19 protein-coding genes and 1 tRNA gene are annotated in these 26312 nt (G+C 67.0%); 8 read left to right on the top strand and 12 right to left on the bottom strand.

What is annotated here, in order from left to right:
- Positions 1 to 234 precede the first annotated feature (234 nt).
- A complete protein-coding gene (locus AB0M88_RS06150) occupies positions 235 to 2130 on the bottom strand; it encodes a fibronectin type III domain-containing protein (protein ID WP_364096127.1) in 1896 nt (631 codons plus the stop codon).
- Between the two features lie 94 nt (positions 2131 to 2224).
- Here AB0M88_RS06150 and AB0M88_RS06145 point away from each other — a divergent pair, with 94 nt between their 5' ends.
- On the top strand, positions 2225 to 3118 hold the full coding sequence (locus AB0M88_RS06145; RefSeq protein WP_364096124.1) for a hypothetical protein: 894 nt from the start codon (positions 2225 to 2227) through the stop codon (positions 3116 to 3118).
- Positions 3119 to 3146: 28 nt separating this feature from the next.
- Here AB0M88_RS06145 and AB0M88_RS06140 read toward each other — a convergent pair whose 3' ends face one another.
- The 4 genes from AB0M88_RS06140 to AB0M88_RS06125 all read right to left on the bottom strand — a co-directional run bounded on the left by AB0M88_RS06140 (position 3147) and on the right by AB0M88_RS06125 (position 5431).
- The gene (locus tag AB0M88_RS06140) at positions 3147 to 3332 is read right to left on the bottom strand and encodes a DUF4236 domain-containing protein (protein ID WP_364096121.1); all 186 of its coding nucleotides are present in this window, start codon (positions 3330 to 3332) and stop codon (positions 3147 to 3149) included.
- Positions 3333 to 3405: 73 nt separating this feature from the next.
- Positions 3406 to 3861 (bottom strand): Rrf2 family transcriptional regulator, encoded by a 456-nt coding sequence (locus AB0M88_RS06135; RefSeq protein WP_203727839.1) that lies wholly within the window; start codon positions 3859 to 3861, stop codon positions 3406 to 3408.
- 65 nt (positions 3862 to 3926) lie between these two features.
- Entirely contained in the window at positions 3927 to 4790 is an 864-nt protein-coding gene (locus AB0M88_RS06130) for an AraC family transcriptional regulator (RefSeq protein ID WP_364096117.1), read from the bottom strand.
- A gap of 209 nt (positions 4791 to 4999) precedes the next feature.
- Complete coding sequence (locus AB0M88_RS06125; protein WP_020514863.1) at positions 5000 to 5431, bottom strand: SsgA family sporulation/cell division regulator; 432 nt, start codon at positions 5429 to 5431, stop codon at positions 5000 to 5002.
- A gap of 276 nt (positions 5432 to 5707) precedes the next feature.
- On the opposite strand from AB0M88_RS06125, the gene AB0M88_RS06120 reads away from it, so the two are divergent.
- The 3 genes from AB0M88_RS06120 (at position 5708) to AB0M88_RS06110 (ending at position 7212) form a co-directional block, all read left to right on the top strand.
- Entirely contained in the window at positions 5708 to 6115 is a 408-nt protein-coding gene (locus AB0M88_RS06120) for a TIGR02611 family protein (RefSeq protein WP_364096114.1), read from the top strand.
- Between the two features lie 51 nt (positions 6116 to 6166).
- Positions 6167 to 6238, top strand: a tRNA-Val gene (locus AB0M88_RS06115).
- 482 nt (positions 6239 to 6720) lie between these two features.
- Positions 6721 to 7212 (top strand): transposase, encoded by a 492-nt coding sequence (locus AB0M88_RS06110; protein ID WP_364096111.1) that lies wholly within the window; start codon positions 6721 to 6723, stop codon positions 7210 to 7212.
- Positions 7213 to 7416: 204 nt separating this feature from the next.
- Here the strand turns inward: AB0M88_RS06110 and AB0M88_RS06105 are convergent, their stop codons facing one another.
- The 4 genes from AB0M88_RS06105 to AB0M88_RS06090 form a co-directional block, all read right to left on the bottom strand.
- Positions 7417 to 7899, bottom strand: a complete 483-nt coding sequence (locus AB0M88_RS06105; RefSeq protein ID WP_364096107.1) for a hypothetical protein — start codon at positions 7897 to 7899, stop codon at positions 7417 to 7419.
- Positions 7900 to 8175: 276 nt separating this feature from the next.
- Complete coding sequence (locus AB0M88_RS06100; protein WP_364096104.1) at positions 8176 to 8583, bottom strand: hypothetical protein; 408 nt, start codon at positions 8581 to 8583, stop codon at positions 8176 to 8178.
- 47 nt (positions 8584 to 8630) lie between these two features.
- Positions 8631 to 14933, bottom strand: coding sequence for an RHS repeat-associated core domain-containing protein (locus AB0M88_RS06095; protein ID WP_364096101.1), 6303 nt, complete (start codon positions 14931 to 14933; stop codon positions 8631 to 8633).
- Between the two features lie 79 nt (positions 14934 to 15012).
- A complete protein-coding gene (locus tag AB0M88_RS06090) occupies positions 15013 to 18210 on the bottom strand; it encodes a LamG-like jellyroll fold domain-containing protein (protein ID WP_364096098.1) in 3198 nt (1065 codons plus the stop codon).
- A 1444-nt stretch (positions 18211 to 19654) separates the two neighbouring features.
- Between AB0M88_RS06090 and AB0M88_RS06085 the strand changes: the two genes are divergently transcribed.
- The 4 genes from AB0M88_RS06085 (at position 19655) to AB0M88_RS06070 (ending at position 22920) form a co-directional block, all read left to right on the top strand.
- Positions 19655 to 20371, top strand: coding sequence for a hypothetical protein (locus AB0M88_RS06085; RefSeq protein ID WP_364096095.1), 717 nt, complete (start codon positions 19655 to 19657; stop codon positions 20369 to 20371).
- Between the two features lie 742 nt (positions 20372 to 21113).
- Positions 21114 to 21305: a hypothetical protein gene (locus tag AB0M88_RS06080; RefSeq protein WP_364096093.1), complete on the top strand. Its 192-nt coding sequence runs from the start codon at positions 21114 to 21116 to the stop codon at positions 21303 to 21305.
- A 718-nt stretch (positions 21306 to 22023) separates the two neighbouring features.
- Positions 22024 to 22305, top strand: coding sequence for a hypothetical protein (locus AB0M88_RS06075; RefSeq protein WP_364096090.1), 282 nt, complete (start codon positions 22024 to 22026; stop codon positions 22303 to 22305).
- A gap of 234 nt (positions 22306 to 22539) precedes the next feature.
- Positions 22540 to 22920: an ester cyclase gene (locus AB0M88_RS06070; protein WP_364096088.1), complete on the top strand. Its 381-nt coding sequence runs from the start codon at positions 22540 to 22542 to the stop codon at positions 22918 to 22920.
- A gap of 362 nt (positions 22921 to 23282) precedes the next feature.
- Here AB0M88_RS06070 and AB0M88_RS06065 read toward each other — a convergent pair whose 3' ends face one another.
- The 3 genes from AB0M88_RS06065 to AB0M88_RS06055 all read right to left on the bottom strand — a co-directional run bounded on the left by AB0M88_RS06065 (position 23283) and on the right by AB0M88_RS06055 (position 26253).
- Positions 23283 to 24701 carry an aldehyde dehydrogenase family protein gene (locus AB0M88_RS06065; RefSeq protein ID WP_364096085.1) on the bottom strand — a complete coding sequence of 473 codons (1419 nt, stop codon included), beginning with the start codon at positions 24699 to 24701 and terminating at the stop codon, positions 23283 to 23285.
- A complete protein-coding gene (locus tag AB0M88_RS06060; RefSeq protein ID WP_364096083.1) occupies positions 24679 to 25212 on the bottom strand; it encodes a nitroreductase family deazaflavin-dependent oxidoreductase in 534 nt (177 codons plus the stop codon). Before AB0M88_RS06060 ends, AB0M88_RS06065 begins: the two co-directional genes overlap by 23 nt.
- Positions 25213 to 25347: 135 nt before the next feature.
- Positions 25348 to 26253, bottom strand: coding sequence for an AraC family transcriptional regulator (locus tag AB0M88_RS06055; RefSeq protein ID WP_364096080.1), 906 nt, complete (start codon positions 26251 to 26253; stop codon positions 25348 to 25350).
- Positions 26254 to 26312: the final 59 nt, after the last annotated feature.

Genomic DNA, 26312 nt, shown 5'->3' with positions numbered 1-26312 from the left:
GTGCTGGCCGAGACCTCCCGCATCTGGTCGGTCAGGGCGCGGGCCAGCAGAAACGGGTGCTCGTGCTGCTCGGCCCAGGCGCGCACCCGCTGGGCGATCTGGCCGCCCTCGCCGATGCGGCCCTCCCGCAGCGCCGCCGTGGCGATCAGCAGCAGCGTCGGGGAGGATGCCGTGACGGGTCACGGTCCGGGCGCGCGGGTGCGGAACGGGACCAGAACGGTTGCGGCGAGGTTGCTACCTCTTCGTGCACACCGGCTGCGAGTCTGCGATGTGGTTGGTCGCGTAGGCGACGGCGATCGTGAAGCAGTAGTTCTGCGCGTCGTTGAGCCCGTAGACGACGTAGTTGTCGGTGCCGGCCGGCAGCTGCTGGAACGCCCGCTGCGGCTGCCCGGACCGGCCGCCCGAGATCAGCACCGGGCCCTCGGCGCCCTTCGGGTAGTGCCAGCTCAGCATCACGCTGTCACGGTTGTCGCGCAGCTTGACCGCGGTCGGCGCGCCCGGGTCGGCGGGTGGGACCGGGCTGGTGGCACTGGCCGCGGGCGCCGGGGAGGTCGTCGCCGCCGAGGCCGGCGGGGTGGTCACGGGCGCGCTCGGACCCACGGCACCGTCCGCGTCGGGCAGGGTCAGCAACACCACGGCCGCCGCCGCGGCCACCCCGCCGACCAGGACGGCGGCCAGGATGAAGGGCTGACGGCTGCGCGACGGGTCGGGCTTCTCTTTCCGTACGGGAAGGAGCCGCTCCGAATTGGGCGGGAGTGTGCGGGTGCCGGTCGCCGCGGTGCCGACCGGTTGGGGCCGGCCATCGGGGCCGTACTCGGGGGCCCGCTGACCCGGCAGTGGCGGCGGCGTGTCGGCGCGGGCGTGGCGGCCGGTCAGGTCGCCCGGGACCTGGTGCACGTCGGCCAGATAGAGCGGCTGCTGATAGATCGAGCCGTTGGGGTCGGTGGGCCGGTTGTCGGGCGCGCCGCCGGGGTCGTCGGGCGGGAACTCGTCGGGGCCGGGCACGGTCGGGCGGCGCGGGAACGGCTGCTGTTGCACGGTCGGCGCATCTTGCGACCCGGCACTCGGACGGCGCCCGAACGGCCGCCGGCGCCCGGCCGGCCGGTCTTGCGCCTGTTCCGGGTGCGGCCCTGTCCGCGCAGTCGCCGGTCCTTGCGGCTGGCCCGGATAGGGTCCTGTTTGCGCGGTCGCCGGGTCTTGCAGCGGGCCGGGGAACGGCCCTTGCCGGGCGGCCGGCGACTCCTGCGGCTCGCCCGGGATCGGGCGCGTGGTCGTCGGGTCGTGCGGCTGAGCGCGGAACGGTTGCGTGGTCGTCGGGTCGTGCGGCTGAGCGCGGAACGGTTGCGTGCCCGGCGGGTCGTGCGGCTGGGCACGGGACGGTCGCTGCTGCGTGGCGGACCGGTCTTGCGGGCCGGCGGACTGGGCGACCCGGCCGCATGTGTGCCGCCCGGACGGTGGCGCGGTGGCGAGCCGGGTGACCTGGGCGACCAGCGGATGGTCGGCCGGCAGGTAGCGCGCGCACAGTTCCTGGGCCATCGCGAAGTGCTCGCCCGACTCCCTGAGCCGGCCGCACTCCCTCTCCATCGAGCCCAGCCGGGCCAGCATCTTGATGCCGGCCGGGGCGGCGTCGCCGAACGCCGCCCGGTGCCGCCGCCACGCCGCGGCCAGCCGGGAGCGGGCGGCCGAGCAGTGCCCGGCCGAGTGCTCGGCGGTTGCCAGGTCGGCCTCGGCGGCCAGCACCCGGGGCGAGTCGGGACCCTCCACCTCGGTCAGGTCGCCGAGCAGTTGGTGATAGACCTGGACGGCCCGGCCGTAGTGCCCGACCCGCTGGAGCACCGCGGCGTGGGTCGCGGCCGCCGCCATCGTGCGCTCGTCGTGCGGGCCGTGCAGCCGTTCCTCCGCCGCGTGGGCGTAACCGGCCCACATGCGGGCGGCGTGCGGGTCGCCGAGGGCGATCAGGATGCGGGCGTGCAGGGCGGCGGCGAGCGCGAGATCGGGGGTGGCCCGGCCCGGATCGGGGGCCGGCTCGGAGTGCAGAACGGTCGCCAGCACCCGCCGTGCGCCCGCGAGATCACCCGCGGACGTCAGGGTCTGCGCCTGCGCGGTGAGTTCGGCGAGTGGAGGGGCCACAAGCCCATAGTGCTCACACGAATACGTTAGGTACAAGTCCGCAGCCGCTAAACCCGAACTGGCCTGCGGCTTCCGAACACGGTAGAAAGCGGGTATGTCCGTTGCCGCAGTCAAGCGTGAGCTGCTCGTTCGTCATCTGGAAGCGTGGGCCCCGGCCGCGCTGCACCGCGGGCGGCGGGTCGCCTACGCACACGGTTACGCCGACGCCGACGGCGGGGCGGCGGCCGAGGAGGCGGTACGCGTCCTGGCCGACCAGCGCGACCTCGCGCGCGGGCGGGAACTGTCCATGGTGGTGATCGGGACTGATCTCGCTCCGGTCGAGGAGCGGCTCAAACGGGCCCAGCAGGAAGCGGGCGCGGCGGCCGGGTTCGCCGTGCACACGATCACCGGCCGCACCGACGAGCGGCTCGAGGTCGGGCTGAAGGCGCTCGGTGCTCACCGCGTACCCCTGTTGGGTTATCTCGACGCGAGCGCGAGCGAGCCCCCGGCCGCGACCACCGTGGCCGCCCTGGCCGGTGGAAAGCCGGCGGAGGTCCTCCTGGTCCTGCCGGCCGGGGCGTCGGCCGGGGCCTACCGGGCCGGGTGGCCGCTGTTCACCGAGGTCGAGATGGCGACCGGGGAGGAACCCGGGCAGGTGCTCGCGTTCGGCACCACCTCGGGCAAGAGCCTCGAGGGGTTCAAGGACGCGCTGTGGGCGGTCGACGAATACGCGGGCGTCCGCTACCGCGACCCGGGCGACCCCGACCGGCATCTGATCGACATCTCGCTGACGCCGCATCCGGGGCCGCTGCGCCGCGAGGTGCTGGCCCACCTGGCCGCGAGCGGCCCGGCGACCGTCACCGAACTGAAGACGTACGCGCTGACCGAGACGATCTATCGCGCGGCGGACGCCGTGCGGCTGCTGCACACGCTGATCGACTCGGGGGCGGTGACGCGCAGCCCCGAGCACGGGCGGCTCGGGGGCGACGTCGTGATCGAGGCAGCCTGACTCCGGGGCACTTTCGCCCCGGAGCTGGTCAGCTCCGGCTGCGCGACTTGTTCTGGCGCCAGGAGAGCGGGCCGGGCAGGTCGACGCGGTTGGCGCGGGTGCGTGAGTTCCACGACCAGCGGCCGATCTTGATGCTCCATGAGGAGAAGCCGTGCTCGGTGAAGTTCAGGATGAGCGGCCCGAACTTCTTGCGACTTCGGAACAAAAGGGCCATCGGTCGTCCCTCCCAAGTGGTTCGTCGGATGGGCGACCGGTTCCCGTTCTGCGAGTTTTACAAACCGCTCGGTTCAGCGGGGCTGCCAGGCGTCGGGGCGCGTGGTCAGCTTGCGGACGTGAGCCGGCATGCGGCCGCTGATCAGCTCGGCCAGGCTCACCTCGTCGACCACCTCGCGGACCGCGGCGCGCACCGCCACCCACAGGTTGGGCAGGTTTTCCGCCGCTCCCTCATAGCGCGTCTCTTCCGGCCGCAGACCGCGTACGCCCGCGAGCGGCCCGTCGACCGCCCGGAGGATCTGACCGATCGTCACGTCACGCGGCGGCTGCGACAGTGTGTAACCACCCTCGGCGCCGCGCTGAGCCCGCACCACCCCGGCGCGCCGCAGATCGGCGAGGACCGCCTCCAGGAACTTGCGGGGCATGTCCTGATCTTGAGCGATGGCCTGGGCCGACATCAGCGACGGGTAGGCCTGCGCCAAACTGAGGGCGGCCCGGACCGCATAGTCGCCCCGCGCGGAGATCTGCACTCACCCATCATGCTCCTTCGGGTGATCGACGACGCACATACCCCACGGATTTGTGGGAATTACCGTCAGTCAGGCGATCGTCGCTGCGCGGGCACCGTCGCCCGCCCGTTGGAGACCGCCTCGGAGCGGAACTGGCCCGGGCTCGTGCCGACCTCGCGGTGGAAGAAGCGGCCGAAGTTGGTCGGCTCCGGAAAGCCCAGGTGGCGGCCGACCTCGGCGACCGACAGCGGCGTGCAGGCGAGCAGTCGCCGGGCCTGCAGGGAGACCCGGTCGTCGACGACCTGCTTCGCCGTACGCCCGGTGACCGCGAGGCACGCGCGGGTGAGTGTCCGCACCGAGCAGCCGAGATCGGCCGCATAGTCCTCGACCCGGCGGCTGTTGGGATGGCCCTCCTCCAGCAGCCGGGAGAAGTGCGCGTAGGTGCGCGTCTCCGGCCCGGACGCTCCGGCGCCGTCGTGCTCGGACAGCAGCGCGATCCGCAGCTGGAGCACGGTCAGCTGGTGATGGAGGAGAGCGGCCGCCAGGGGCCCCGGGCTATGTCGCTCGCAGTCGACCGCCAGCTGGGAGAAGTCGCTGATCACCGCGTCTTCGTCCTCGCCCTCGAGCTGCCAGTGCCGGACGCCGTCCGGCTCGGGCTGGCGGGCCAGCCGCGGCTCGAAGGTCACGAACGAGGCGTCGAGACCCGGGGTGGGAAGACGGAGGGCCTGGCCGGCATGCGCCCACAGCAGGGTGCCCGGCCGGCAGTTCAGTGTCGTGAAGTCGACCTCGACCAGGCCGTGCCCGGCGGTGGTCAACATCAGCACGTGGTGAGAGAGCAGCCGCGGCCCGAAGGTGCCGTCGGCGTCGAGCGCGCAGGTACCGACGCCCGCCCAGCCGGGCGGGACGATCGTCGGCGCGGTTATGTCCGCGATCTCGTCAACAGAGGACATCGGGCCGACCGTAACCGGCGCTGACAAGGGGCGCACCATGTGTTCGCCCCTCGTTTGCCCTGGGAAACGTGGGCCGGGTGAATAGTTGCCCGAATATCCAGCGTTTCTTCCCGCGGATTCCGCTATTCGCCCTAGTGTCGGATTCATGCATGGAAAGGGCGACCCGTCCGGACCGGCAGTGTCCGAGCGGATCGCCCTCGGCGATTTCCTTAACGCCCGGCGAGAAGCCGGTTCACCGCCGCATCGACGTCCAGATGCTCCGATTCCCGTCCGCGGGGCACCACCACATAGGTGCGCCGCAGGAATCGGACCAGGACACTTCGCGGCACCTCGAACAGCGCGTTGCCGTCAGGCGACGACAGCGCCAAGGCGACGAAATCCCCCCGAGGCGTGGCCCACGGCCACACCCGGACGTCGCCGATACCCGCCGGCTCATCGAGCCCGGTCACGAGCAGTTCCCGCGCAAAGGACCAGCTCACGGCTTCCCCACCGGCTGATTCTGCGTGGAACAACACGTGGACCGCGTACGGGTCCGCCGGGTCGTAGCGGAGACTGGCGCGCACGGGCAGAGCCGTGGCATCAGGCGCTACGAGCCGCAGCGAGGTCTCGACCTCGACGGTCGTTGGACGAATGGTACTCATGGACGAACTCCCCCCGGCACCGCTGCGAGGCTGGTGAACCCCGCGTTTCCCATACTCAGGTGATCCCTGTCATTACGCTCCGCCATACGCTGATCTCACCCAGTAGTGGGAAGACGATCCCGAAAAGCTCTTCGCACAAGATGAAAAGCGATATCTTGTCCAGTTCTGCCCGTGTACTCGGTTCCGCCCGGCGTCGGGTGGTCCAGCAGTTGACTTACTCCGGTAACGTCCATTCCTCCCGGGTAGTGACGGGGCCCGGGAACACTGGGGGATGAAATGGGCACAGAAGCGGACGAAGATCGTTCGCCGGGACGCATCCTCAACAAGATCCGGGCCAACCCGACCGGCCGCCTCGCCCTGCGCATCGGCGTCGGAGTTCTGGGCGCTCTGGTCATCGCCCTCGGCATCATCCTGATCCCGTTCCCCGGCCCCGGCTGGGCGATCGTGATTGTCGGCCTGGCCATCTGGGCCATCGAGTTCACCTGGGCCAAAAAACTCCTCGACTTCACCAAACGCCAGGTCCAAAGCTGGACCCGATGGGTCGGCCGGCGGTCCTGGCCCGCACGAGCCGTGATCGGCGCCGTCGGGCTGCTCTTCGTCGGCGCCGTCGTCTGGGGCTCGGTCCGCCTGAGCTTCGGCGTCGACCTGATCGCCGAAAGCCGAGACTGGCTGGCGAGTCACTGACCCCTGATTCGCCGCGCGGGCGCCACGTCTAGTAGAGTCTGGTCCCGTTGAGGGCGATTAGCTCAGCGGGAGAGCGCTCCGTTCACACCGGAGAGGTCACTGGTTCGATCCCAGTATCGCCCACAAGAGTTTGCGCAGGTCACATGCCTGTTGCCGTAAAATCGGTAACGGGCTGTTTGCGTCTTGCTCCTTACAATGGGAGCGAATTGGGAGCACAAGATCGTTTGCCTTCCGCTGGCCCCGGTTGACCCCGACGGCTTTGCAGCCGGTAGAAGGTGGGGGTGGCTGCTTCCGCGGACCCGTCATAGGCGCGGACGGGAGAAGGCCCGGGCCACTGGGCGGTCCGGGCCTTCTCGGTTTGGTCATGGTGGGTAGGTGGCTTTCGTCGTTCGCCGGTCAGCCGGCAGGGTTGTGTTCAGGCGGCGTACAGATGTCGTCGCGGGGCGTGGGCCTGGGCGGCGTGCCATCGGGTTTCGAGGCTGTTGGTGACGTTGCCGTCGAACTCGATCTTCGTATTCCTTCACGAAAATCGTGACCGGTTGTTTCCTGATGGCCTGTTCAGCGATCTGTTCGCCCAGGTCGGCCGCCCGTAGGTGCCGCCGTCCGTGGTCGCGGTGGTGATGGTCCTGCAGCGTCTGGAAGGGCTGTCAGACCGCGAGGCGGTCGACCGGTTCACCTTCGACGCCCGCTGGCGGTATGCGGCCGGGGCTGGTGGCTGGGATGTCGGCCGGGCCGGGTTCGCGCACACCGTGCTGGTCGATATGCGGGAACGGCTGCGCCGCTCGGATCGCCCGGACCGGATCTTCGAGGTCGCGTTCGCCGCGGCGCGGGAGGCCGGGTTGCTGGGCCGGCGGCAGGTGCTGGATTCCACGCCGTTGTATGACGCGGTCGCGACGATGGACACCGTCACGCTGATCCGCTCGGCGATCCGCGGTCTACTCAAAACGGCCGGGCCGGACCTGAGCCGGTTGCTGCGGGCGGCGCTGAGCTGCGCCGACGACTACGCCAGCGCGGCGAAACCCGTCGTAGATTGGGACGACCCGGCCACCCGGGAGGCGTTGGTCGATTCCCGGGCCGTGACGGATACGCCTTGCTGAGGGCCCTGGCTGGGCGTGAGGACTTGGCCGAGCCGATCTCACAGGCGATGCAGCTGCTGGCAACCGTCCTCAGCGGCTCTCACTGTTAAGTGACTTCAACCTCTTCATTGCCTCGGCGCGATCCGCCTCCATGTGCGCAGCGCAGCCCGTACCGCCTGACGCGCCCTGGCTGCAACTGTGTCGGTGGCACCCTGAGCCACGAAGTTACATCGCCAGCGTAGGAAAGGCCACTACGGTCATCGCCCGGGCGACTCCCATTGTGGACGCGTCCAGGCTGGCATTGCGCGCCAACAGGCATAGCCCTGGAGTGCGGCCTGGTCCTCCGAGCCCCGGGCGAAGATCGAGGGCGGCCGCACGGAATAGACGCCGTCGTCCTTGCGGAAGTTGCCGGGGAGGAGGAACGATCCCACGAACCACCCGTTCGGGGTCGGCCGCTCGCCGACCTGGAGCGTCGACCGCGCGGCGAATCCGTTGTCCACGCGCCGGAAGAAGGGCGTGGTGTTCAGTGCCCATCGGGGTGTCGGCCATCGACGAGTACAACAGGACGTCGACCGGCGTCGACTCGTCGAGGTAGAGGTACGCGATCGCGGGGTCCTGGTTCGTGTTGACCTGCGCCGTGACCGTGATCTGGGCATCGCTCCGGTCGGCCAGCACGCCCACCGTCCATGGCACCGGCAGCGTCGCCACGGCCGACCGTTGAACTGGTGTCGCGTATTCGGATAGACGGTCGCCAGCTTAGACGTCTTGGAAGCGCGGCCGTCCTCGTGGCGCCGGCTGCGCTGAACGAAGCCTTGAAAATCGCCGCTGGATATTACGATCGGCTGAACCGAGTCTAGACACCTTTTGCGATCAAGGTCCGGACCAGCCGAGCGCAACTTCACCGCTTCCTGCAGCCCTTCGGCTAGCCGGTAAACGACGAAGCTCCGGCCGATCGGCCGGAGCTTCGCCTGTTTGGTTCACACGTCAGCGGTCGAGCCAGACGCCATACCTTTGCTGGACCATGGTGACCAGTTCGGGATCAACCTCCCTCATGGCCGCCGCCGCCGGTGCGTCGTCGATCAGGTAGAGCAGATGCATTTCGATGGCGTAGTCGAACGCGAACTTCTGCTCCCCCTCGACGGCCATCGCTGCCCGGAGGAACTGGGCAAATCGCTCGAGAAGGTCCCGGTCGAGCGGCACATGACCAAGCCGATCCTTGAACATCGGCCCCACCACCTGCGTTACATATTCGGAGTACAGGGGCTGCTGAGGAGGATCGTCGAACTCGGTCTCGCCCCACACGGCGAGACGAATCAACTCGACGATCGGCTCTCTAGCCTCCCAGAAATGCCTCCATACTAGCTCACCGAAGTCGCCAAGAATTCCCGCCATGGCACCTTCCTCTACGCCTGCCGCTTCAGGACCCACCGAACTTGCGATCACGCCGCAGGGGTCACGTGAACGTTACCTTGATTGTCCCGGGTGTAGACATTTCCCGCATTGTCCGTGCCGATCGGCCCGGCGCACGGAATGCCCATGCTGCATTCGAACTCCGGGATGGCGTTGGGGTCGTCCGAGGAGAGCGCCTTACCGAACTGATGGGCCATATCGATGTCACCGACGACGCTGAGAGCGCCGGCCACGCCCGAGAACTTCGCGCCGGAAGTCTGCGACATCCCTTTGATTTCACCGTCACGAATTCTCGGTTCGTAGGTGGCGCCGGTGATCTCCGCATTTGCGGGATTATTTTCGGTCGCCAGCTTCAGAATACGCTTTCCGGTTTCCAGCGACGCCTTGCCGGACTCCGTCTCAGACATCCTTGCGGTAAATCCGCTGTTTCCCTCGTCGGTATTCAAGGCGTCCCACAGCTCTTTTGCTTCGCTGAGTGCGATTTCTCGCTCGGCATCGGTCAGGAGCCCAGATCCTCCGTTTAAACTCGCTTTCCGGTCACCATTCAGTAGTTTACTGAGCGCTTGAAATTCCTCCGCTCCCTTCTGGTAGTGCCATCTGATTTTGTCGCTGTCGGTGCCGCCACCGCCCCGGACCATCCGACCACCCGTGATCTCGGCCCGGATCGCCGTGCCCAGCTTTCCGTCGCCTGCCAGACCTTCGGCCCTCGTCTGGGACCGGGCATAGATGCCGTCCAGAATGTTGCCCAGGCGGGGGTTGTGTACCGTGGGCGGAACCGCCTTGCCCTGGTAACCGGCACCGCCGTCCGCGGGATACATGGTCCCGCTGGGGTCGGTGTTGAGAATCGGGTTGTTGCCCGCGTAGGCGTAGCCGTTCCACTGCTGCGGATCGCTGAGGTCCTGGAGCGGATCGACCGAGACGAACCGGCCCAACGCCGGGTCGTACTCGCGGGCGCCCTCGTGGATCAGCCCGGTCGTGTCCTGGTCACCGCCGACGAAGGTCTTCGTGCCGGTCCATGCGACCGCAGGCCCGACCGCGTTGCCGTAGGGATCCTGGTACCGCTTGGTCACGGCCTCGGCGGCGGTGTCGGCGATGGCCACGGAGCTGGTGCCGTGCGCGTCGCCGGTCAAGAACTGCAAACCCGCAGCGTTGCGTTGCGCGACGGTCTGGCCGTTGAAGCTGTAATACCGTACGGCCGTCTTGGCGCCGTCGGACGTATGCAGCCGCAGCTCGGCCCCATCCAGGTAAGCGGTCGTGCCGGTGGAGTCGTGCTCCATCAGACGGTCGCCGTCGGCGTCGTAGATGTACGTGGAGGTGCCGGAGGCATCCGTCACCGAGGCGAGGTGGCCGTGCCGGTCCCAGGTGAGGGTCTGCTGGCCGGTGGTGCCGGGGCGGCTGGTGGTGTTGCCGTCGGGGTCGTAGGCGAAGCTGCCGGTCGCGGCACCGTTGGTGGTCGTCGCCGTGACTGCGTGCGGATGCGCGGGGTCGCTGTAAGCGGAAGCGACGACGGTGTCGCCTCCGGTGGTATGGGTGGTCTCGGACAGCCGGTTGCCGGTGCTGTTGTCCACACCGGTGCCGTCGAAGGTCCAGGACTTCCAGTACGGCGCGGCCCCGCCGAGCATGGTGGCACTGGGCGTGGCCGAGCAGTCGTCGGTACCGGGCGTCCAGGCCTGGGTCAGCCGGCGGAGGCTGTCGTAGGTGAAGCACTGGATCTCGGAGGTGCCGGCGCCCGGGGTGTCGGCCAGTTCGGTGATGTTGCCGGCCGGGTCGTAGGTCGAGTGGACGTCGGCCACAGTGGAGGCGCCGACCGAGTGCAGCGTCTTGTTCTCGACGAGACGGCGAGTCCCCGGTTCGTAAGTCAGAACCTGCTGAGCCCACGGCGACGTCATGCTGTCGCTGAAGGTGGTGATCGCCTGTTCGCCGTAGCTGGTGTACTGGGTGCCGTAGACGATTTGTTTGGTGGTGGTGCCGAAGTCGGTCTTCAGGCTGTACGCATGCCCGTCGGCCTGGTTGTAGGAGTAGTTGAGGTTCTCCGAGGGCAGGTCGCCGGTGGCTGGCAGGCTGATGCTGTTGACGGACCCGTCGACGTCGTAGGTCGAGCTGACCGTGTATGAGCCGGCGAGGCTGCCCTCGGACGGCGGCAGCGTGACGGTTGTGCCGGCCGCCTTGTACAGCGGCGTGTAGCCGATGATGGCGGATTTGTACTCGTTGCCGTTGACGAACGAGCTCGAAGAGCCGAGCTGCCCCTGGGAAACGGTGTCATAGGTCCAGTTGGCCAGCTTGGTGCCGGTCTTGGAACCGAGGTATTCGCCGATCTTCCGGCCCAGCGCGTCGTAGTCGTAGACCAGGACGGGATTGTGGCTGGGATCGGCCGTGTTGTTGGCGTCCGCGGTGGTCAGTACGTCGCCGGCGTCGCTGTAGGTGGAGGTCGTGTCGCCCGAGTCGGGGTCGGTCTGCTGGATCGTGCGACCGAGCAGGTCGTATGTGAAGGTCCAGCGGTTGCCCACGTCGTCGGTGGCGGCCGAACGCCGGCCCTTGGCGTTATACGTGGTCTTCGACGAGTTGTAGACGCTGCCGGTGGGCGTCGTCGCGGGGTACTCCCGGGTCTCGACGGTGCGGCCCAGCGCGTCGGTGATCGTCGAGGTGGGGGTGCCACCGGCTGGCGGGGTGACGTCGGTGTGGTCGCCGCCGTAGTACGTCGTCGTCGACCACTTGGTGAAGTTGTTCACCAAGGTGGACTCGGCGACCACACGACCGGCTCCGTCGTAGGTGTCAGTGGTCGCGGAATCGACCGAGGTCTCGTTGACCGGCCGCGCCACCAGCGCCGCCGACGCGCTGACGTTGCCGTTGAAGTACGGCCCGTCGGTGCGCACCTTCTCGCCGAGCGAGTTGTAGAGCGTGTCGGTGATGACCGTGCCCGCGGCCGAGTCCTTCGACGGGGCGATGCCGGCCTTCTGCTGCTGGCGATCGCGCAGCAGGCCGTCGTAGAGGGCGTACGTGGTGTTGTAGTTGCCGGTCGCGTTGATCACCTTGGTGGTGACGACGGTCGGCACGTTGTCGGCCTGGCTGACCTGGTAGCTGAACGTCGCGCTGGCCGACTGGCTCGCCGGTGCCGCCTTGGTCCGGTTGGCCAGCCAGACGCCGGTCTTCCGGCCCAGGCCGTCGTAGGTGACATCGTTGCGCTTGTGGTTCAGGTCGACGGTGTCCGTCGGCAGACCCCAGGCCGGATTGATGTCGGTGGTCGTGACCCAGTTGTTCGGCCCAGCCGTCTTCGTCGTCTGCGTTACCGGCCCGCCGGAGGCCGGGGTGTACACGGTAACCGTGTGGTTGCCCCGCACATCGGCGTTGTCGTTCTCGCGGCCGTACGCGTCGAAGGCCGACGTGCTGACCGTGATCCAGGTGATGTTGGTCGGACTGGTCCAGGCCTTGGCCTTCTGCACCTTGCTGATGTCGCCGAAGGTGGGGGCAGCGCCGAACCCGAGGCCGTCGAAGCTGTCCTCCTCGTCGGAGATGACGCCGCTCTCGCTGGCCGGGGTGGCGCAGGACGAGGTGAACTTCTGGATCCGCTCGACGGTGTCCAAAATGTTCAGGCCGGTGTTGCGGTCGTACGTGTTGACCGTGCAGATGTCGTCGTCGGTGCGGCTGGTGTCGCCCTTGTCGAGGATCTGGGTCGGCTGCCCGTACGTGTCGTCGAACGTGGTGTCGGTCTCAGTGCGCTGGTAGCCGCGGCCGCCGTCGAGCGCGGCCCGGTTGTACGTGGCCGAGATGCCGGTGTGGTAGGCCGACTTGGTGTAGCCGGCGATCTTGCGGGTGGCCGTCGGCTTCGCGGACTTCCACATGTCGTTGATGACGCCCGACAACTCGTCACCGCCGGCCCCGTTGTAGATGATCTGCTCACGGACCTGCCCGGCGAAGGGGTCGTCGTCGGGAACCGCCTTCTTGGCCGAGTCGACGACATTGACCGTACGGGTTCCGGTCGACGTCTTGTCGCCGTTCATACCCTGGAAGAAGAGGGTTTTGGTCTGCGTCTGCGGGTCGCCGGCGTCACCGACGGTCGTCGTGACCGTCGAGTAGCCGCGCCACTGGCCCCAGGTCTTCTGGGCGTCCTTAACTAGGCCGTTGTCGTCGTCGTAGTGCCACATCGGGCCGGTCGAGTCGTACTTGTACTCGGTGTAGACGCGTGGTCCACCACCGGTCTGGTCGTTCTCGGAGATGCTGGTGACGACGTATTTGTTGAACCAGTCGATGCTCGGGTTCATGTTGCCCGGTCTGGTCCACCACACCGGATAGCAGCGTGTGCTGTTGTTGTCCGGGGCGGGTGTCGAGCCGACCGCGCAGTCCTTGGCGGAGTAGGTGACCCCGATCAGTTCGCCGGTCTCGGTGAGGATGGACGAGATCCGCCACCAGTTCATCTTCGCCAGGTTGTCGTTCTGGGTGTCGACGCGGTTCTGCAGCTGGATGCCGGTGAACTGGACGTCGGGCATGGTGGTGTTCGCGCCGCCGTAGATGCCGGCGTGCGAGATCGAGTCCAGCCAGAGGCCGGCCCGGGTACGGTCACCGGGGTCGGGGTAGCTCTGGTGCAGCGTCCACTTCTCGACCGGGTCCCAGCCCGTCTTACCGGAGTTGAGCACATATGTGGTGACCGTGTCGAGCCGCTTCTGGGTGAAGAACGTCGGGGAGAAGTCCTTGCACGAGGTGCTCGACGTGCAGTTCTGGTCCCACGGCACGTCCGGCCAGCTCGCCGGATGCGCGAGGTCGCAGACGGCGTCCTTGAGGCACCGGTCGGCCGCGCCGAACACGACCTTCATCGGGGCCTTGCCGGTGAGGTCGCTGTCGGTCTTGGTGGTGCGCTGGTCGGTGCCGTAGTCGATTTCGGTCAGGTAGCTGCCGCGGACGTACTGCGAGACCGTCGACGAGGTGTTGTCGCGCGCGTAGTAGTTCTTCTCCGGCGTGTACCAGAGCGACTCGGTGTTACCGCGCGGGTCGACGACGTAGTCGAGGTTCCACTGCCACGCCTGGTCGCAGAACGCCTTGGAGAAGGTGGGGTCGTAGCACGCTTCACCGGAGTTGTTGCCGTACACCGGCACGGTGTTGACCGAGTTGGTGACCGGCTTGCCGCTCGTCCAGCCCTGAAGGTGGTTGAGGCCGAAGTAGTACTTCGTCCCGTCCGTGGTGGTGACCAGCCAGTACTCGCCGTCCTTGTCGCCGTTGGCGAGGCTGGTGTCGTTCAGCTTCTGAATCTTGGTGTTGTCGTCGCTCTTCAGATGCCAGCCGGCGCCGCTGTCGTCCTTGATCAACTCACCGGAGTGCCCGCTGAGCGAGAGGGTCGCGTTGTCGGTCCCCCAGCACAGGTCGCCGGTCTTGGTGGTGTTGGTCGCGCCGCCGCCCATGTCGGCGGCGCACGGCTTGTACGTACGCGAGATCGAGCCGGGGTCGTACGAGAAACCCTCGCCGATCTGGCCCGGCTGGTTGTTGGTGGCGCCCAGTTCACCGTCCACCGACTGCGACGAGTAGCCGAGCTCGACGTCCGGGGCGGGCCCGTTCAGCGCCGGAGGCACGCGCATCGGATAGGACCAGCTGAAGTCGCCGGACTGGCCGCCGGCGCTCCAGGTCGAGGACGCCTTGAGCGGCGTCGCCGTGAAGTCACCGGCGTCACCGCTCGGACCCGAGGTCAACGTCAGCGTGGTCATGGCAGCCGCCGGAGCGAGGGCCACATCGGCCGTGACGGTTCCGGTGGCCGGGTGATTGGCCGACGGGACGGGAACCGGCTGGCAGGCGGCGGCGGCCGGAGTCGTCTGCGCGCATGCGGGTACGGTCGCCAGCCGCAGCCGGGAAGCGTAGTCCGCACCGTAGGCCTGGGCGACCGCGTCGTACGAGACCGCGACGTCCACCGTGCCGCCGGCCGTTCCGCCGTCGGCCCGGGAGAGCTGGAACCCAAGCGGCGAACCGAACTTCTCCGAAGCCGCGTGGTCCAGCGTGCGTACGCGTACGGTCGACGGCGCCGACGCCGACCCGGTGACCGCGATCGGCGTCGCCGGTGAGGCTGCTTTGCCGGCCACCTTGACCACGCGGTCGCTCGCGGCGGGCCAGGCGACCGGACCCGGCGCGGTCAGGCGCGCCGCCACGACCGGATTGGCCGGCCTTTTCTTGATCTTCGCTCGAGGGCCGGCCGGTACCGACTTCTCGGTCTGCATCTGTGCTTTTCGCGCCTTGGGGGCGGCGTTCGCGGCCGCCGGAACGCTGACGACACCGACGGTCACCGCGAGGGTCAGGCCGGCGATTCCGGCCGTACGTCGCAGGCGCCGGGCCCACGTCGGGATGTGCAAAGACAACGAGGTCTCCACTAATGAAAGAGGGCTGGACTGGCCGCCGGGCCGTGTCATGGGCGGCACGACCCGGCGCGGTGGTGACTCAGGACTCGACGAAGAAGGGGTCGTTGAGGGTGTAGAGGTTGTCGATCTGGGTCGCGGTCAGGGCGCCGTTGAACGTGGCGACGCTGTCGACGCCGCCGTCCCACAGGTAGCCGATGGCGGCCTGCCACTGCCCGGAGCCGACCGACAGCGGGCCGCTGGCGTTCCACTGGGTGGAGGCGAAGGTCACGGTGCCGGCTTGGACGCCGTTGACGTACAGCTTCAGGACCTTGGTCGAGGCGTCGAAGGTGCCGATCAGGTTGACCCACTGCCCGGCCGTCGCGGTGGTGGCCGAGGACGCCACGCTCAGGCCGGGACTGGTGACGTCGGCCGCGTGCATCCAGAACGTGTAGCGGTTGCTCGCGTCCAGGCCGAGGCCGAAGTTGGACGTGACCGCGCTGTTCTGCGACACCGCGTTGCGGTAGACGTTGGTCGCGGCCGCGGGATTGATCCAGGCCGACACGGTAAACGAACCGTCGGTACGCACCGACGGGCCGCTCGACAGCGCGTAGTCCGGTGTGGCCGACGACAGGGTGAGCGCCGGGGTGCCGCTGACGTTCATGTCGTCGAACGCCGGCTGCGGACTGCCGTACCAGGTGAGCGGGTGCGTCCCCTTGCTGTCCATGCCGGCGGTGTCGTTGAGCAGCCACTGGTCGGCCCAGGTCGCCGGGGACAGGGCGTCGATGTCGCGCTGGTAGGCGACCCGGTCCCAGATCTGCACGTCGGCGATGTCGCCGCTCCAGTAGCCGGTGGACACGTCAGAGAACTTCTCCCGGCCGATCGTGAACGCGCCGGTGGCCGACCACAACTTCCCCGCCACCGTGCCGTTCAACGGAACGCTGCCCTGCAGAACCCCGTTGACGTACAAGCTGACTTTGCCTGCTGACATGTCGTAGACGCCGACGAGGTTCGACCAAAGATTCAACGGCGCGGCAGCAATCGAGTACACCCGCGTCGCCGACACCGTCGTGCTGTCCTGGCCGATGACGTTGAACTGGAACTTGTTGTTGAAGCAGCCGAGGTAGAAGCCACTGGTGTGGGCGCCGTCCTCGCTGACCGCGGTATGCGAGGCCGCACACGAGGCGTTCGGGCGCACCCAGGCCGACACCGCGAACGACGTGTCCGTGGCGACCAGGCCGCTCGGGCCGGTGATCACCGAACTGGTCCCGTTGAAATGGGCCACGCTCGAGCCGATGGTCCGGCCGTCCGCCGTCCACGTGAGGCTCGCCGGCGTCAGAGTGTTACCGGCCGCCGTAATGTCGGTGGTGTCGCCGTTGAGAGCCCAATGGCCGGTGGCCAGGTCGGCGTTGTCGACCAGGAACGCGACCGAGCCGACCGCCGAGGGCGTGCCGACGGCGTTGTAGGCGATCACCTGGATGGAGTTGTCGCCCTCGTCGGCCGGCGTGAACGAGACGTCGACCGGGGCACCGTTGGTGGTGGTGACCGTGTTCGACGGATCGGCCGGGGTCGGCCCCCACACGTATTTCACGATGCCGGCGGCGCCGGTGATCGTGAACGTGCCCGACTTGCCGACACCACCGTGAGCGGCACCGTCGTCGGGGTACACGCCGTCCTTGTTCACGACGGTCGGCGGGGCCGGGATCGTGTTGTCGATCTTGAAGTAGCAGTTCGCTGTCGTCGAACTGTCCGTGCCGTCGCTGACCGTGACCCGCCAGTAGTAGACGGTCGACCCGGACGGGATGTTCGCCGCCGGAATGCCGCCCGTGAGTTGCACCGTCGCCCCGCTGGTCACATTGGGAACCGCGGTCGTGGTGATGCCGCCACCCGCCTTCGGGTAGGTGAACGTCACCGTCGACTTGTCACCCTCGGCATCCTTGACCGTCACCTTCGGCACCGGGTTGTGCGCCGGCAAACCCAGCGTCGACAGCACCGCGGGGCTCGTGCTCGAGGTCTTGCAGGCGGTGCCGTCCAGCAGCAGGTTGCTGGGGGCCGGGGCGGTGTTGTAGGTGACCGACAGCTTCGCGCCGTACGCGTCGGCGGTCTCGTCGAACTTCTTCCAGCCGTTGTCGGCGTTGACCTCGTCGGAGGCCCGCAGCCCGATCACGATCGTGGCCGCCGACGCCTTGCCCGCGACCGCCGAGGTCAGCGCCGAGGACGCCCATTCGGTGTCCACGCCCGACGCCTCGTGGCAGTTCTGATTCGACGCCGTGTCCAGCGACGATCCCCAGGTCGAATTGTTCGACGACCACGTCGTGCCGGAGCCGATCGTCGCCGACGCCGATACGTGGATCTCAGTGCTGGTGTTCGTGCATGCCCACGAGTACTCGAGGCCGTCGTGGAACTCGACCCCGGTGACATGCTTGCCCTTCCACGTCGAGGTCGAGAACTGGAACAGCGACCGGTACATGTTGGTGCCGTCGCCCGCGTTGCCGACTTTCGCGTGGTTGGCCCGGTCATAGGCCCAGTACGACTGCGAGGGGTGACCGCTGTCGATCATCGTCCAGTACGAACGCAGCGGCGCGCTCGACTTCGGGTCGATGAACACCGGGAACGTCGTCTTCGGCGACGCCAGCATGGCCGCGTCCGGGACCAGGACCAGGCTGTTGCCGACCATCCGGGTCGGGACGGCCGACTGCTGCGCGCCGAAGCCCGGGCCGCCGGTGTCGCTGACCGTCGCATCCTGCACGGCCGCTGCCGGTGCGTCGGCCGGCATCGGCTTCGCCGGCAGCGTCGAATCCCACATGTACGCCGGGCCGATGTTGAAGGCCGGGTCGACCGCCGCGTCAGCACTCGACGCCGTCCCGGCCACCCCCGCACCCGTCAACGCAGAGCCCGACAGCGGGAACCCGATCTGCGTGAGCGCCGGATTCGTCGCGGCGGCCGCGTTCTTGACCACCAAAACCTCGGAAAAGCCGCTCTCATCGACACGCACTACCAAATCAACACCGGACAACACGTCGGGATACGTAGCCGTCGATCCGGAAAGCTTCGGCTTCGGCAGATTGCCGGCGGGCCACGACCAGACCAACTCCTTGCCGTTACTGACCTGCTTGGCCAGGAAGCCCGCACCGCCGCCCGACAACACGACAACATTCGACGACGCCACCGGTGAGATCGACCCGTCGGAATTGGCATGCAGAGTCATGTCAATGGTGTGCCACGCGCCGTCGGCCTCGTGCACATAGTGCGGTGTCGCCCATTCGGTGCTCGTGAAGGAGCCGTCCGGGTTCGCCGTCACCGTCTGTGTCTCCGTGCGGTCGCTTTCAACCGTGACTGCCTTTTTGCAGCTGATCGCCAGCTTCTGGGCCGCTCCTTCGTCAGCGCGGTTCAGCGTTCCACAGTCGGCCGACGCCGAAGCCGGCAACAGCCCGCCACCGACCAACAATCCACTCAGCAGCGTCCCCGCCGACACGGCTGACCAGGCCGCCCGGCGAGCCGGTAACCACCTGCGATGAGAATGACTCATGAATTCCGAATTCCATCCCTTTATGGGCGCGACTCAGCCCCACCGCACCCATAGAGCAGGCACGGAGGAAGGGATGGAGTCGACAGCCGCTACTTAACGAAAAAATTGCGCCGGATTCCGCAGTACTCATCACAGCGCCAGCCTGAGGCCGCCCTGACGTATTTCTCCCCCGTGCGCGTTGTTCGGCCGCCGAGATGCGGCCGCATCGTCAACCTAAGCACTAGATCGACTAAATTCAAGCTTTGAATAATTCGCAAAGCGGACACCCGGGCCGCTATCGAATTGGTTCGATCAAATTCGAAGCAGCGCCTGCGTTATTGGAGCACCGAATCGAGAAGAGTTCGAAGGTAGTTTGCCGATTCGCCACCAGCAATTTAGCTTTTCGTGAGCTGCTTGCTACCAGCCTCCTATATAGAGACATCAGCATGCCGATTGATGAGCCGCCGCCGGCGCGGGAGCACCTTTCGACGCCGGAGCGCGGCTGCGCCAACGGCGCCGACCAGCACACACGCCAATGCGCAGATTGATCGTGTTTTAAGATCAAGCTGTCGCCGCCGGTGACGAGCGGTTGCTACGTGCGGCGGTCGCCGCGTACCTGGGCCGGTACCGACGCGAGTCTCGGATTCACACCGGCTCTGATGTCAAAGTGTTCCTGGCCTGATGTTCAGGCCAGGGTCTCGATCCGCTGGCACTGCGGCGGGGCCCGACCTCGAGCTCGACTCGCTCGACGCCGATCAGCGGCGCTTGCTCGACCTACTGCTGGCCGGCCTCGACGAGCACTGGTCACTGGAAGGGCTGACCACACTGGGCGACGGCGTACCCAAGCAGATGCTCGGCCTCCCGCCGAAGGTGAAGCAGACGCCCGCACTCAAGGCAATGCAGCGGACGTTCTTCGTCCTGCTCTACCGCCTGCTCGTCGGCAAGGAGACCGGTCCACGGCTGCCCACGCTGCTGCTGGCGTCGGGTGCCGACCGGGTCCGCACGCTGCTCAGCGCCCGCCGACGAAACGGCTTCGGCTTGGCCCGGCACTGCCGGGGCAAGCCCTTCGTGACCGCCGGCTGGGCCCTCGACCGCTGCGGTCTCCGAGCCGGAATACCGCCGCGTTTGTCCACCACGGCCTGCCCAAAAGTCCGCTCACCGAAGGGCTGCCGGCTGTTTAGGCTCGGTCGCTGCCGGCTGAAGTCGTCCGGCGTGATCACCATCGAGCGGAGCGGCAATGGGATCCTGGTGGAGAACCGCAGGGGCGACCGAGAGGTGGACGGTCCTCGGAGGCATCGCTGCCGTCGTCGGCACCATCGTGGCCCTGCTGGCGTGGCTCCTACCGCAGAGCGCGGCTCCCGCGGCGATCGCGGCGCCGTCGACTCCCGCAGTGGTGACTACGGGTCCCACCGATGCCGTGTTCGAGCCCGAGGCACCCCCGTCCGACGAGACGCCCTCGACCGATCCGGCGTCGGAGGAGACGCCGTCGTCCTCGGGCGGCACCCCGGTTACGCACGGCCCGGTCACCTATTCGACCGTCGATCTGCGCCCCCTCTGCGACAGCGGTGACTGCGGTGGGACGCAGCAGGTGGGCACCACGATCTTCGCCTACACGGACGAGGCGGAGGCGTGCACGATGCCCAAGTACTGCGAGCACAAGGCGTTCCAGCAGGGGGCGACGACCTGCCGTTCGCTGGACGTGCAGTTCGCCGGTGACCAATGGGCCCAGGAGGACGGCCATCCCACGGTCGACCACCTGAAGATCATCCAACAATCGCTGGCCCCGATATACGCCACGGTGAAAGTGGGCAAGATCGGCAAGGTTCATATTCCGCTGGACGGCGGCCCTCTCATCATCAACGCCGCGGTGGAGAACGATCCCGGTGTCCACAACAGTTATGTGCTGCTCAGGGTGACCGGGTCCTGCTCTACGCCCGACGGTCTGCCGGCCTGACCGCCGGGGTCTACGCTGTCGATGGCGGGGCGTGCAGCGGCACGGTGGCGGCGGGGGTGGGAGCAGAATGGGAGCAGCAGGGTGCTCGGAACGGCGTTGAGCCGCGCTGAACGGGCGTCAACGGCTCTCATCGGCGTCACCGATATGCAGGTCAAGGACGAAGTCACTGGTCAGCGACTTGCGCGGACCCCGTTCACACCGGAGAGGTCACTGGTTCGATCCCAGTATCGCCCACGAACGTTTGCGCAGTTCATAAGCCCGTTGCCGGGAAATCGGTAACGGGCTTTTGGTGTTTGCTCCTTACGGTGGGAGCGGATTGGGAGCACAAGATCATTTCCTTCCGCCGGCCCGCGGTTGCCACAAGCTGAGCCCGGACGGCCTTCCAGCCGGACGGCGGTGCGTGGCTGCTTCCACGGACCGTCAGGGGCGCGGACGGGAGAAGGCCCGGACAACTGTGCGGCCCGGCCTTCTCGTTTGGTCAGGTCGGGGTGGGCGGCCTGCGTCGTTCGCCAGTCCGCCCGTGGGGTTGGGCTCAGGCGGCGTGCAGATGTCGTCGCGGGGCGTGGGGCCTGGGCGGGTTTCGAGGCTGTTGGTGATGCGGGCGACATGGCTGGCGTGACGTGGCTGTAGACGCCGCGTACCCCGGGTAGGCGGTGTCCGAGGCAGGCGGGCTGGAGCGAGTTCGGGGATGTCGTCTTCGATCATCCAGGTCTTGTGCGTATGACGGGTGTCGTGAAAATGCATGCCTTCGAGAACGGGCGCGGTGTGGGTTTTGTCGTCGCCGTCCACGGCGGGCCGCCAGATGCGTCGCGACATGTTGAAACGCACCGCGGCCACCGCAGAAGATGATCTCGTGATCGTGGCTGTCGATGACTTCGCGGAGCAGGTCGATGAGAAACGGGGGCAGGTGGATGTCACGAACGGCGGCCGGTGACTTGGGCGGGCCGAGGTAGAGCTGTCCCCCGACCTCGTGCAGGGCACCCTCGTCGGGATGGATCTTGATGAGACCGTCGCCGAGGTGGGTGTTGGACTTGGCGAGGCCGGTCGATGCGTTCAACCATGCGATTGATCTGCTACGCGGTCGCGGGCGCTCGTTCGACACGCTGTCCAGTACTCACTCGAACTCAGGACCCACGCCCCCGACGGACACGGCTGGCGGGCTCACGAGGGTCGAACGTCTTTGGCCCAAAGGCGACGTCAGCGGCCTCCAAACACCTCGTATCCGAACACGGCGCAAAGAATGCGACAACGACCGTGTTCGTAGGCCCGGTCAGCGATGGTCTCCGCCACCAGCAGCGGGCACGGGGACATATGTCACTGGTTCGGGCCGGTCGAATCGCCCCGACCAGCGTGCCGGCAACGGCTGCGGCCAGGGATGCGTGCCGGCAGGCCCGATCGGGACGGCGAGTTCGGCGACCTCTTGCCGCTGCGGTGTGGTGAGTGGCCTCGATTCTTGGGTGCGAGGATCGGGACAGTAGCTGTGCAGTCACGTCAACCTGTCACGACCCCACACAGGCAAAGAAGTAACCGATGTGAGTGCGTGCATTTGCGCACGTTCACAAGGGTGCCCCCTCGTCGCGGGGCTTTGAATCCCTCCGGGCCATTCCAATGATGACGTGCAGTACGATCAAGATCGCTGAGGAGGTTTCGCAGTGTCGGCAGATCTCGAGTTTGGCGTCCTCGGTCTTCTTTTGCTGTTGGGAGGGACACTGCTTGCGGCTGACTTTCGCGGCTTCACCTCATGGTATTCGAGGTTCACGGCGGAGCTTGGCGGCGCCTTCTCTGTCCGTCGTAACGAAACTTCTCAAAGGCGGCGGGAACGTCTACGCTTTGCCTATACCGTCGTTCGTATCGTCGGCGGAATCTTCGGAGCTTTTGGCGCCCTCATGATCCTTGCTGTGATCGAGGGACTTATTTCGTCATTCAGAAAATGACGACTGTAGAGTCGTCTTCATCGCACGCCTACGCCGACACGCCACTACTGGTTAAGACGGACGAACTCAGCTCCGGGACCTGCTTGCCGGCACGAGCCATCACTGAGCGTAGCCGCTATCCTGCTTGGCGGGCGGCGACGCGCAGCCCACGCGCCTTATGTGCGGCGGCAGAGTACGTCGATGGTGCGATTCGTGCAGTTCGGTCTCGGGACCGTGCGGTGGTACATATGGACAATGAACGACGACGCGATCCTTGAGATGTACATTGCCTATCTTGCCGCGTGCAATGACCGGGATTGGGGATCCATTGCCGGATTCGTGCACTCCTCCGTGCTGGTGAATGGCGTACAGCGAACGAGGAAGCAGTACGTGGATGACATCAGGAAGACGGTCGCCGTGTTCCCTGACTATGCTTGGGAATTGCGGCACGTGGTGCAGCAGGCACCGTGGCTCGCGGTCCACTTGCATGACACCGGCACACGGCATCAGATGTTCCTTGGTGTCCCCGGCGATTTGTCGCCGGTGGAGACGCATGAGTTCGCCATGTATCGGATCGCCGACCGGCGTATCACCGAGCTATGGGGTACGGCGGACAACGCGCGACTTCGTCTTTGAGCGATGAGAAGCCCTGGGCCGGCGGTCGGCCGACAGCACACCGGTCTGCGCTGCGAGTGACGGCAACCGCGACGGCAACCCCGACACGCGATGGCCGACTTCGAGAGCAAACGACTACTGAGCGCTATTTCCTGAGAAAGTCGGTATGGTTACGTCGACGTCTGGCGCTGGACCCATCGGGCAGGGACTTCTTCGATGCTTATGGCCGCCAATCCGTACATGGTCGTCAGATAGGAAAGATCACCGACCCGTTCCTGCGACGGTCATCGCGCCGGCCTGGCACCCGAGAGTTCGGTCGCGGGCCAGGCAGTTGCCGTGCGTTTCGACGCGCACGCACAGCAGCCGCGGGGTTCGAGTGCCTATCACAGCATTACCGATCTAGGCTCCAGGAAGCCTTCAAGTCCAAAGCTGCCGTATTCCCTTCCGAGGCCGGACTGCTTGAAACCTCCGAACGGGGCGAGTTGTTCGAAACCGCCGTTGACTGACACTCGGCCCGCCAGCAGGCTGGACGCGATACGGCGTGCTCGGGCGGGGTCGCCGGAAAAGATGTAGGCGTGCAGGCCGTAGGTGGTGTCGTTGGCGATCTCGACGGCGTGGTCCTCGTCGCGGTAGGTGATGACCGTCAGGACGGGTCCGAAGATTTCCTCGCGGGCGATCGTCATGTCGTTGCTGACGTCGGCGAACACCGTCGGCCGCACGTAGTAGCCGTCGGGAAGCTCGTCGGGGCGACCGGGTCCGCCGACGACGATTCGGGCGCCGTCCTCGATACCGCGGTGAATGTAGGACTGGACGCGTTCCCACTGGTGCAGGCTCACCATCGGGCCGATGGCGGTTGCCGGGTCGCGCGGATCGCCGACGGGGTAGTCGGTTCCCACCTTCTTGGTGATGAGCGCGAGGACGTCGTCGAGTTGGTTCTCCTGGACGAGGATGCGGGTGCCGGCGACGCACGCCTGCCCGTTGTTGACGAAACCGGCCCGCAGCGCGCCGGTCACCGCCTCCTCAAGGTCGGCGTCATCGAGAATGATCGACGGAGACTTGCCCCCGAGTTCGAGCGTCAGGCTCTTCAACGTGTCGGATGCCTCCCGCATGATCATCTTGCCGACTTCGGTGGAGCCGGTGAAGGAAATCTTGGCGATGTCCGGGTGACGGTTGATCGTGGTCCCGACGACGTCGCCGCGGCCGGTCACGATGTTGAACACCCCGTGGGGCAATCCGGCCGCGTGCAGTGCCTCGGCCAGGACCTGGGTCTGGGTCGCGCTCATTTCGCTCGGCTTGATAACGGCGGTGCAGCCGGCGGCCAATGCGGTCGCGAGCTTGTCGGAGATGAAGAACGCGTCGGAGTTCCACGGCATGATCAGGCCGGCAACGCCGATCGGCGCCATCTCGACGATCGCGTTGCCGATCTGCCGGGTGAACTCGAAGCCTTCCAATGTCTTGATCATGTCGGTGAAAGCGCCGGCGATCGAATCGACCAGGTACGCGTTGCGTACGGGGCCGCCGTACTCCACCACGACGGCTTCCTTGAGGTCCTCCAGTCGCGCTGCGACCGCGTCACGAAGCCGGCGCAGCGCGTCGATCCGCTCTTCTCGCGAGGTCGCCGACCACGCCGGTAGCGCACGCTTCGCCGCCGCGACAGCCAGCCCGGCATCCACCTCGTCGGCGAGCTGGACCCGTCCCATCACCTGTCCGGTTGCGGGACTGTGCAGATCAAAGAGCTCCGTGCCGTGCGGGGTGACGAACTGACCGTCGATGTAGATCCTATTGATCAAGTTTTGGTGCATGGCTGTTCATCTCCTGATTTTCGTTCAGCGGCCGAATTCGCAACTGCTCGTCGTCGAATACGACCTCCACCAGCGGGCTGCGCGCGAACCACTCGTCGAAGGTTTGGCGTCGGCCGACCCGGGCCGCGACGTCGGGCCGGTTCTGCAGCTCGAGGACAGCGGTGATCACCAGACGGCGTGTCTGCTCGTCGACCGGCTCCGCGGTGGCGGGCAGGTCCACTCTGACTCCTTGTTTCAGGTGAACCACGAATCGCGGATTGGCGCGCAGGTTGGCGTACCAGCTCCGGGGAACGGGCATCCCGGTCAGGTACCAACGCCCGTCGACCCGGTGCAACCAGACCTCGACGCGACGCGGAATCCCGCTGCGCCGCCCTATTGTCGTGATTTCTATCGTGCGTTCCGCCGGGGAAGAGTCCGGGCCGATAGCAAGGGCGCGAATAACGGCGTCGCCGAAGGACGCCCGGCCGTCCGGTTGGCGAGAGTTCGGCGATCGATCAGCGGCTTTCATCATCGCCTCTTTCCTCGTGGGCACCTCGGAATCCGCAGCGCGCGCTCGGACACCTCCAATACAAGCAACGCCGCGATGAAAGGGGCTAGCGCGATGGTCTCGCGTGATTGCACAATCCTCTTCCGCGCCGGCGACGGCTCAGGGGAGCGCCGCAGCAGTCGTGAGGGCGCCATCGCGGATACGCGCCGCGTCCACGCTGGGCGGAACGCCGAACTGACGCCGGTACTCCCGGCTGAACTGGGACGGGTTGTCGTATCCGACACGCTGGCCGACGCCAGTGACGTCGTTCGGGCTGTTCGCCAACAGCAACCTCGCCGCCTGCAGCCGCAGGTGCTTCTGAAACTGGATCGGAGACATCGCCGTCACTGCCTGGAAGTTCTTGTGGAAGGCGGAGACGCTCATCCCCGAGAGTTGCGCTACCTCCTCGACCCGGAACGGTCGGCGGTAGTTCTCCCGGATCCACTGCACAGCACGTCTGACATGGGCCAGGCTGCTATCGGCCAGGCCGAGCTGACGGACGACATCACCCTGTTCTCCGGTCATCAACAGCCAGAGAATCTCGCGCTTGACCAGCGGGACCAGGATCCTTCGGTCCCTCGGCCGGTCCAGCAGACGAAGAAGCCGCACGATGGCACCGAGCAGTTCGTCCGGGGCCTCAGTCACCGCGATTCCCGGCCGTACGACGCCCGGAGACCTCGGTAGATCACCCGGCCCGGCCTGCAGCAGCAACTGCGCGATGAGGGCCGGTTCCAGGGTCATCCCGAAGCCGAGCGCCGGGTGGCCCGGGACGGCATCGACGTACTGTCCCGTCACGGGCAGGTCCACCGAGGCGATGAGGTACTGACCGGCGCCGTATTCGTAGATGTGGTCCCCCACCGCCAGACGCTTGCGGCCCTGAGCGACAACCGCCAGGACCGTGCCGGACATCGAGGAGCCCGGCGAAACGGTGTGGTCGGCCGCGCAGACGCGGACACCGTCGATCGCGGTGGTCAAATCCGGACGGGCATGCCGTTGCAGCAATTCACGAAGCTCGTCCGCAGGCACCTCGCCAGTACAGCACAGAACGCACGCCGGCTATCAGCTGGCGAAAGGATCGTGCAAGG

It is taken from the genome of Actinoplanes sp. NPDC051411 (genome assembly GCF_040682075.1).
In the GTDB taxonomy this organism is placed as follows: Bacteria; Actinomycetota; Actinomycetes; order Mycobacteriales; family Micromonosporaceae; genus Actinoplanes.
Note: the sequence above shows the minus strand (reverse complement) of the source record. Positions and strands in the feature narration are given on the sequence as shown.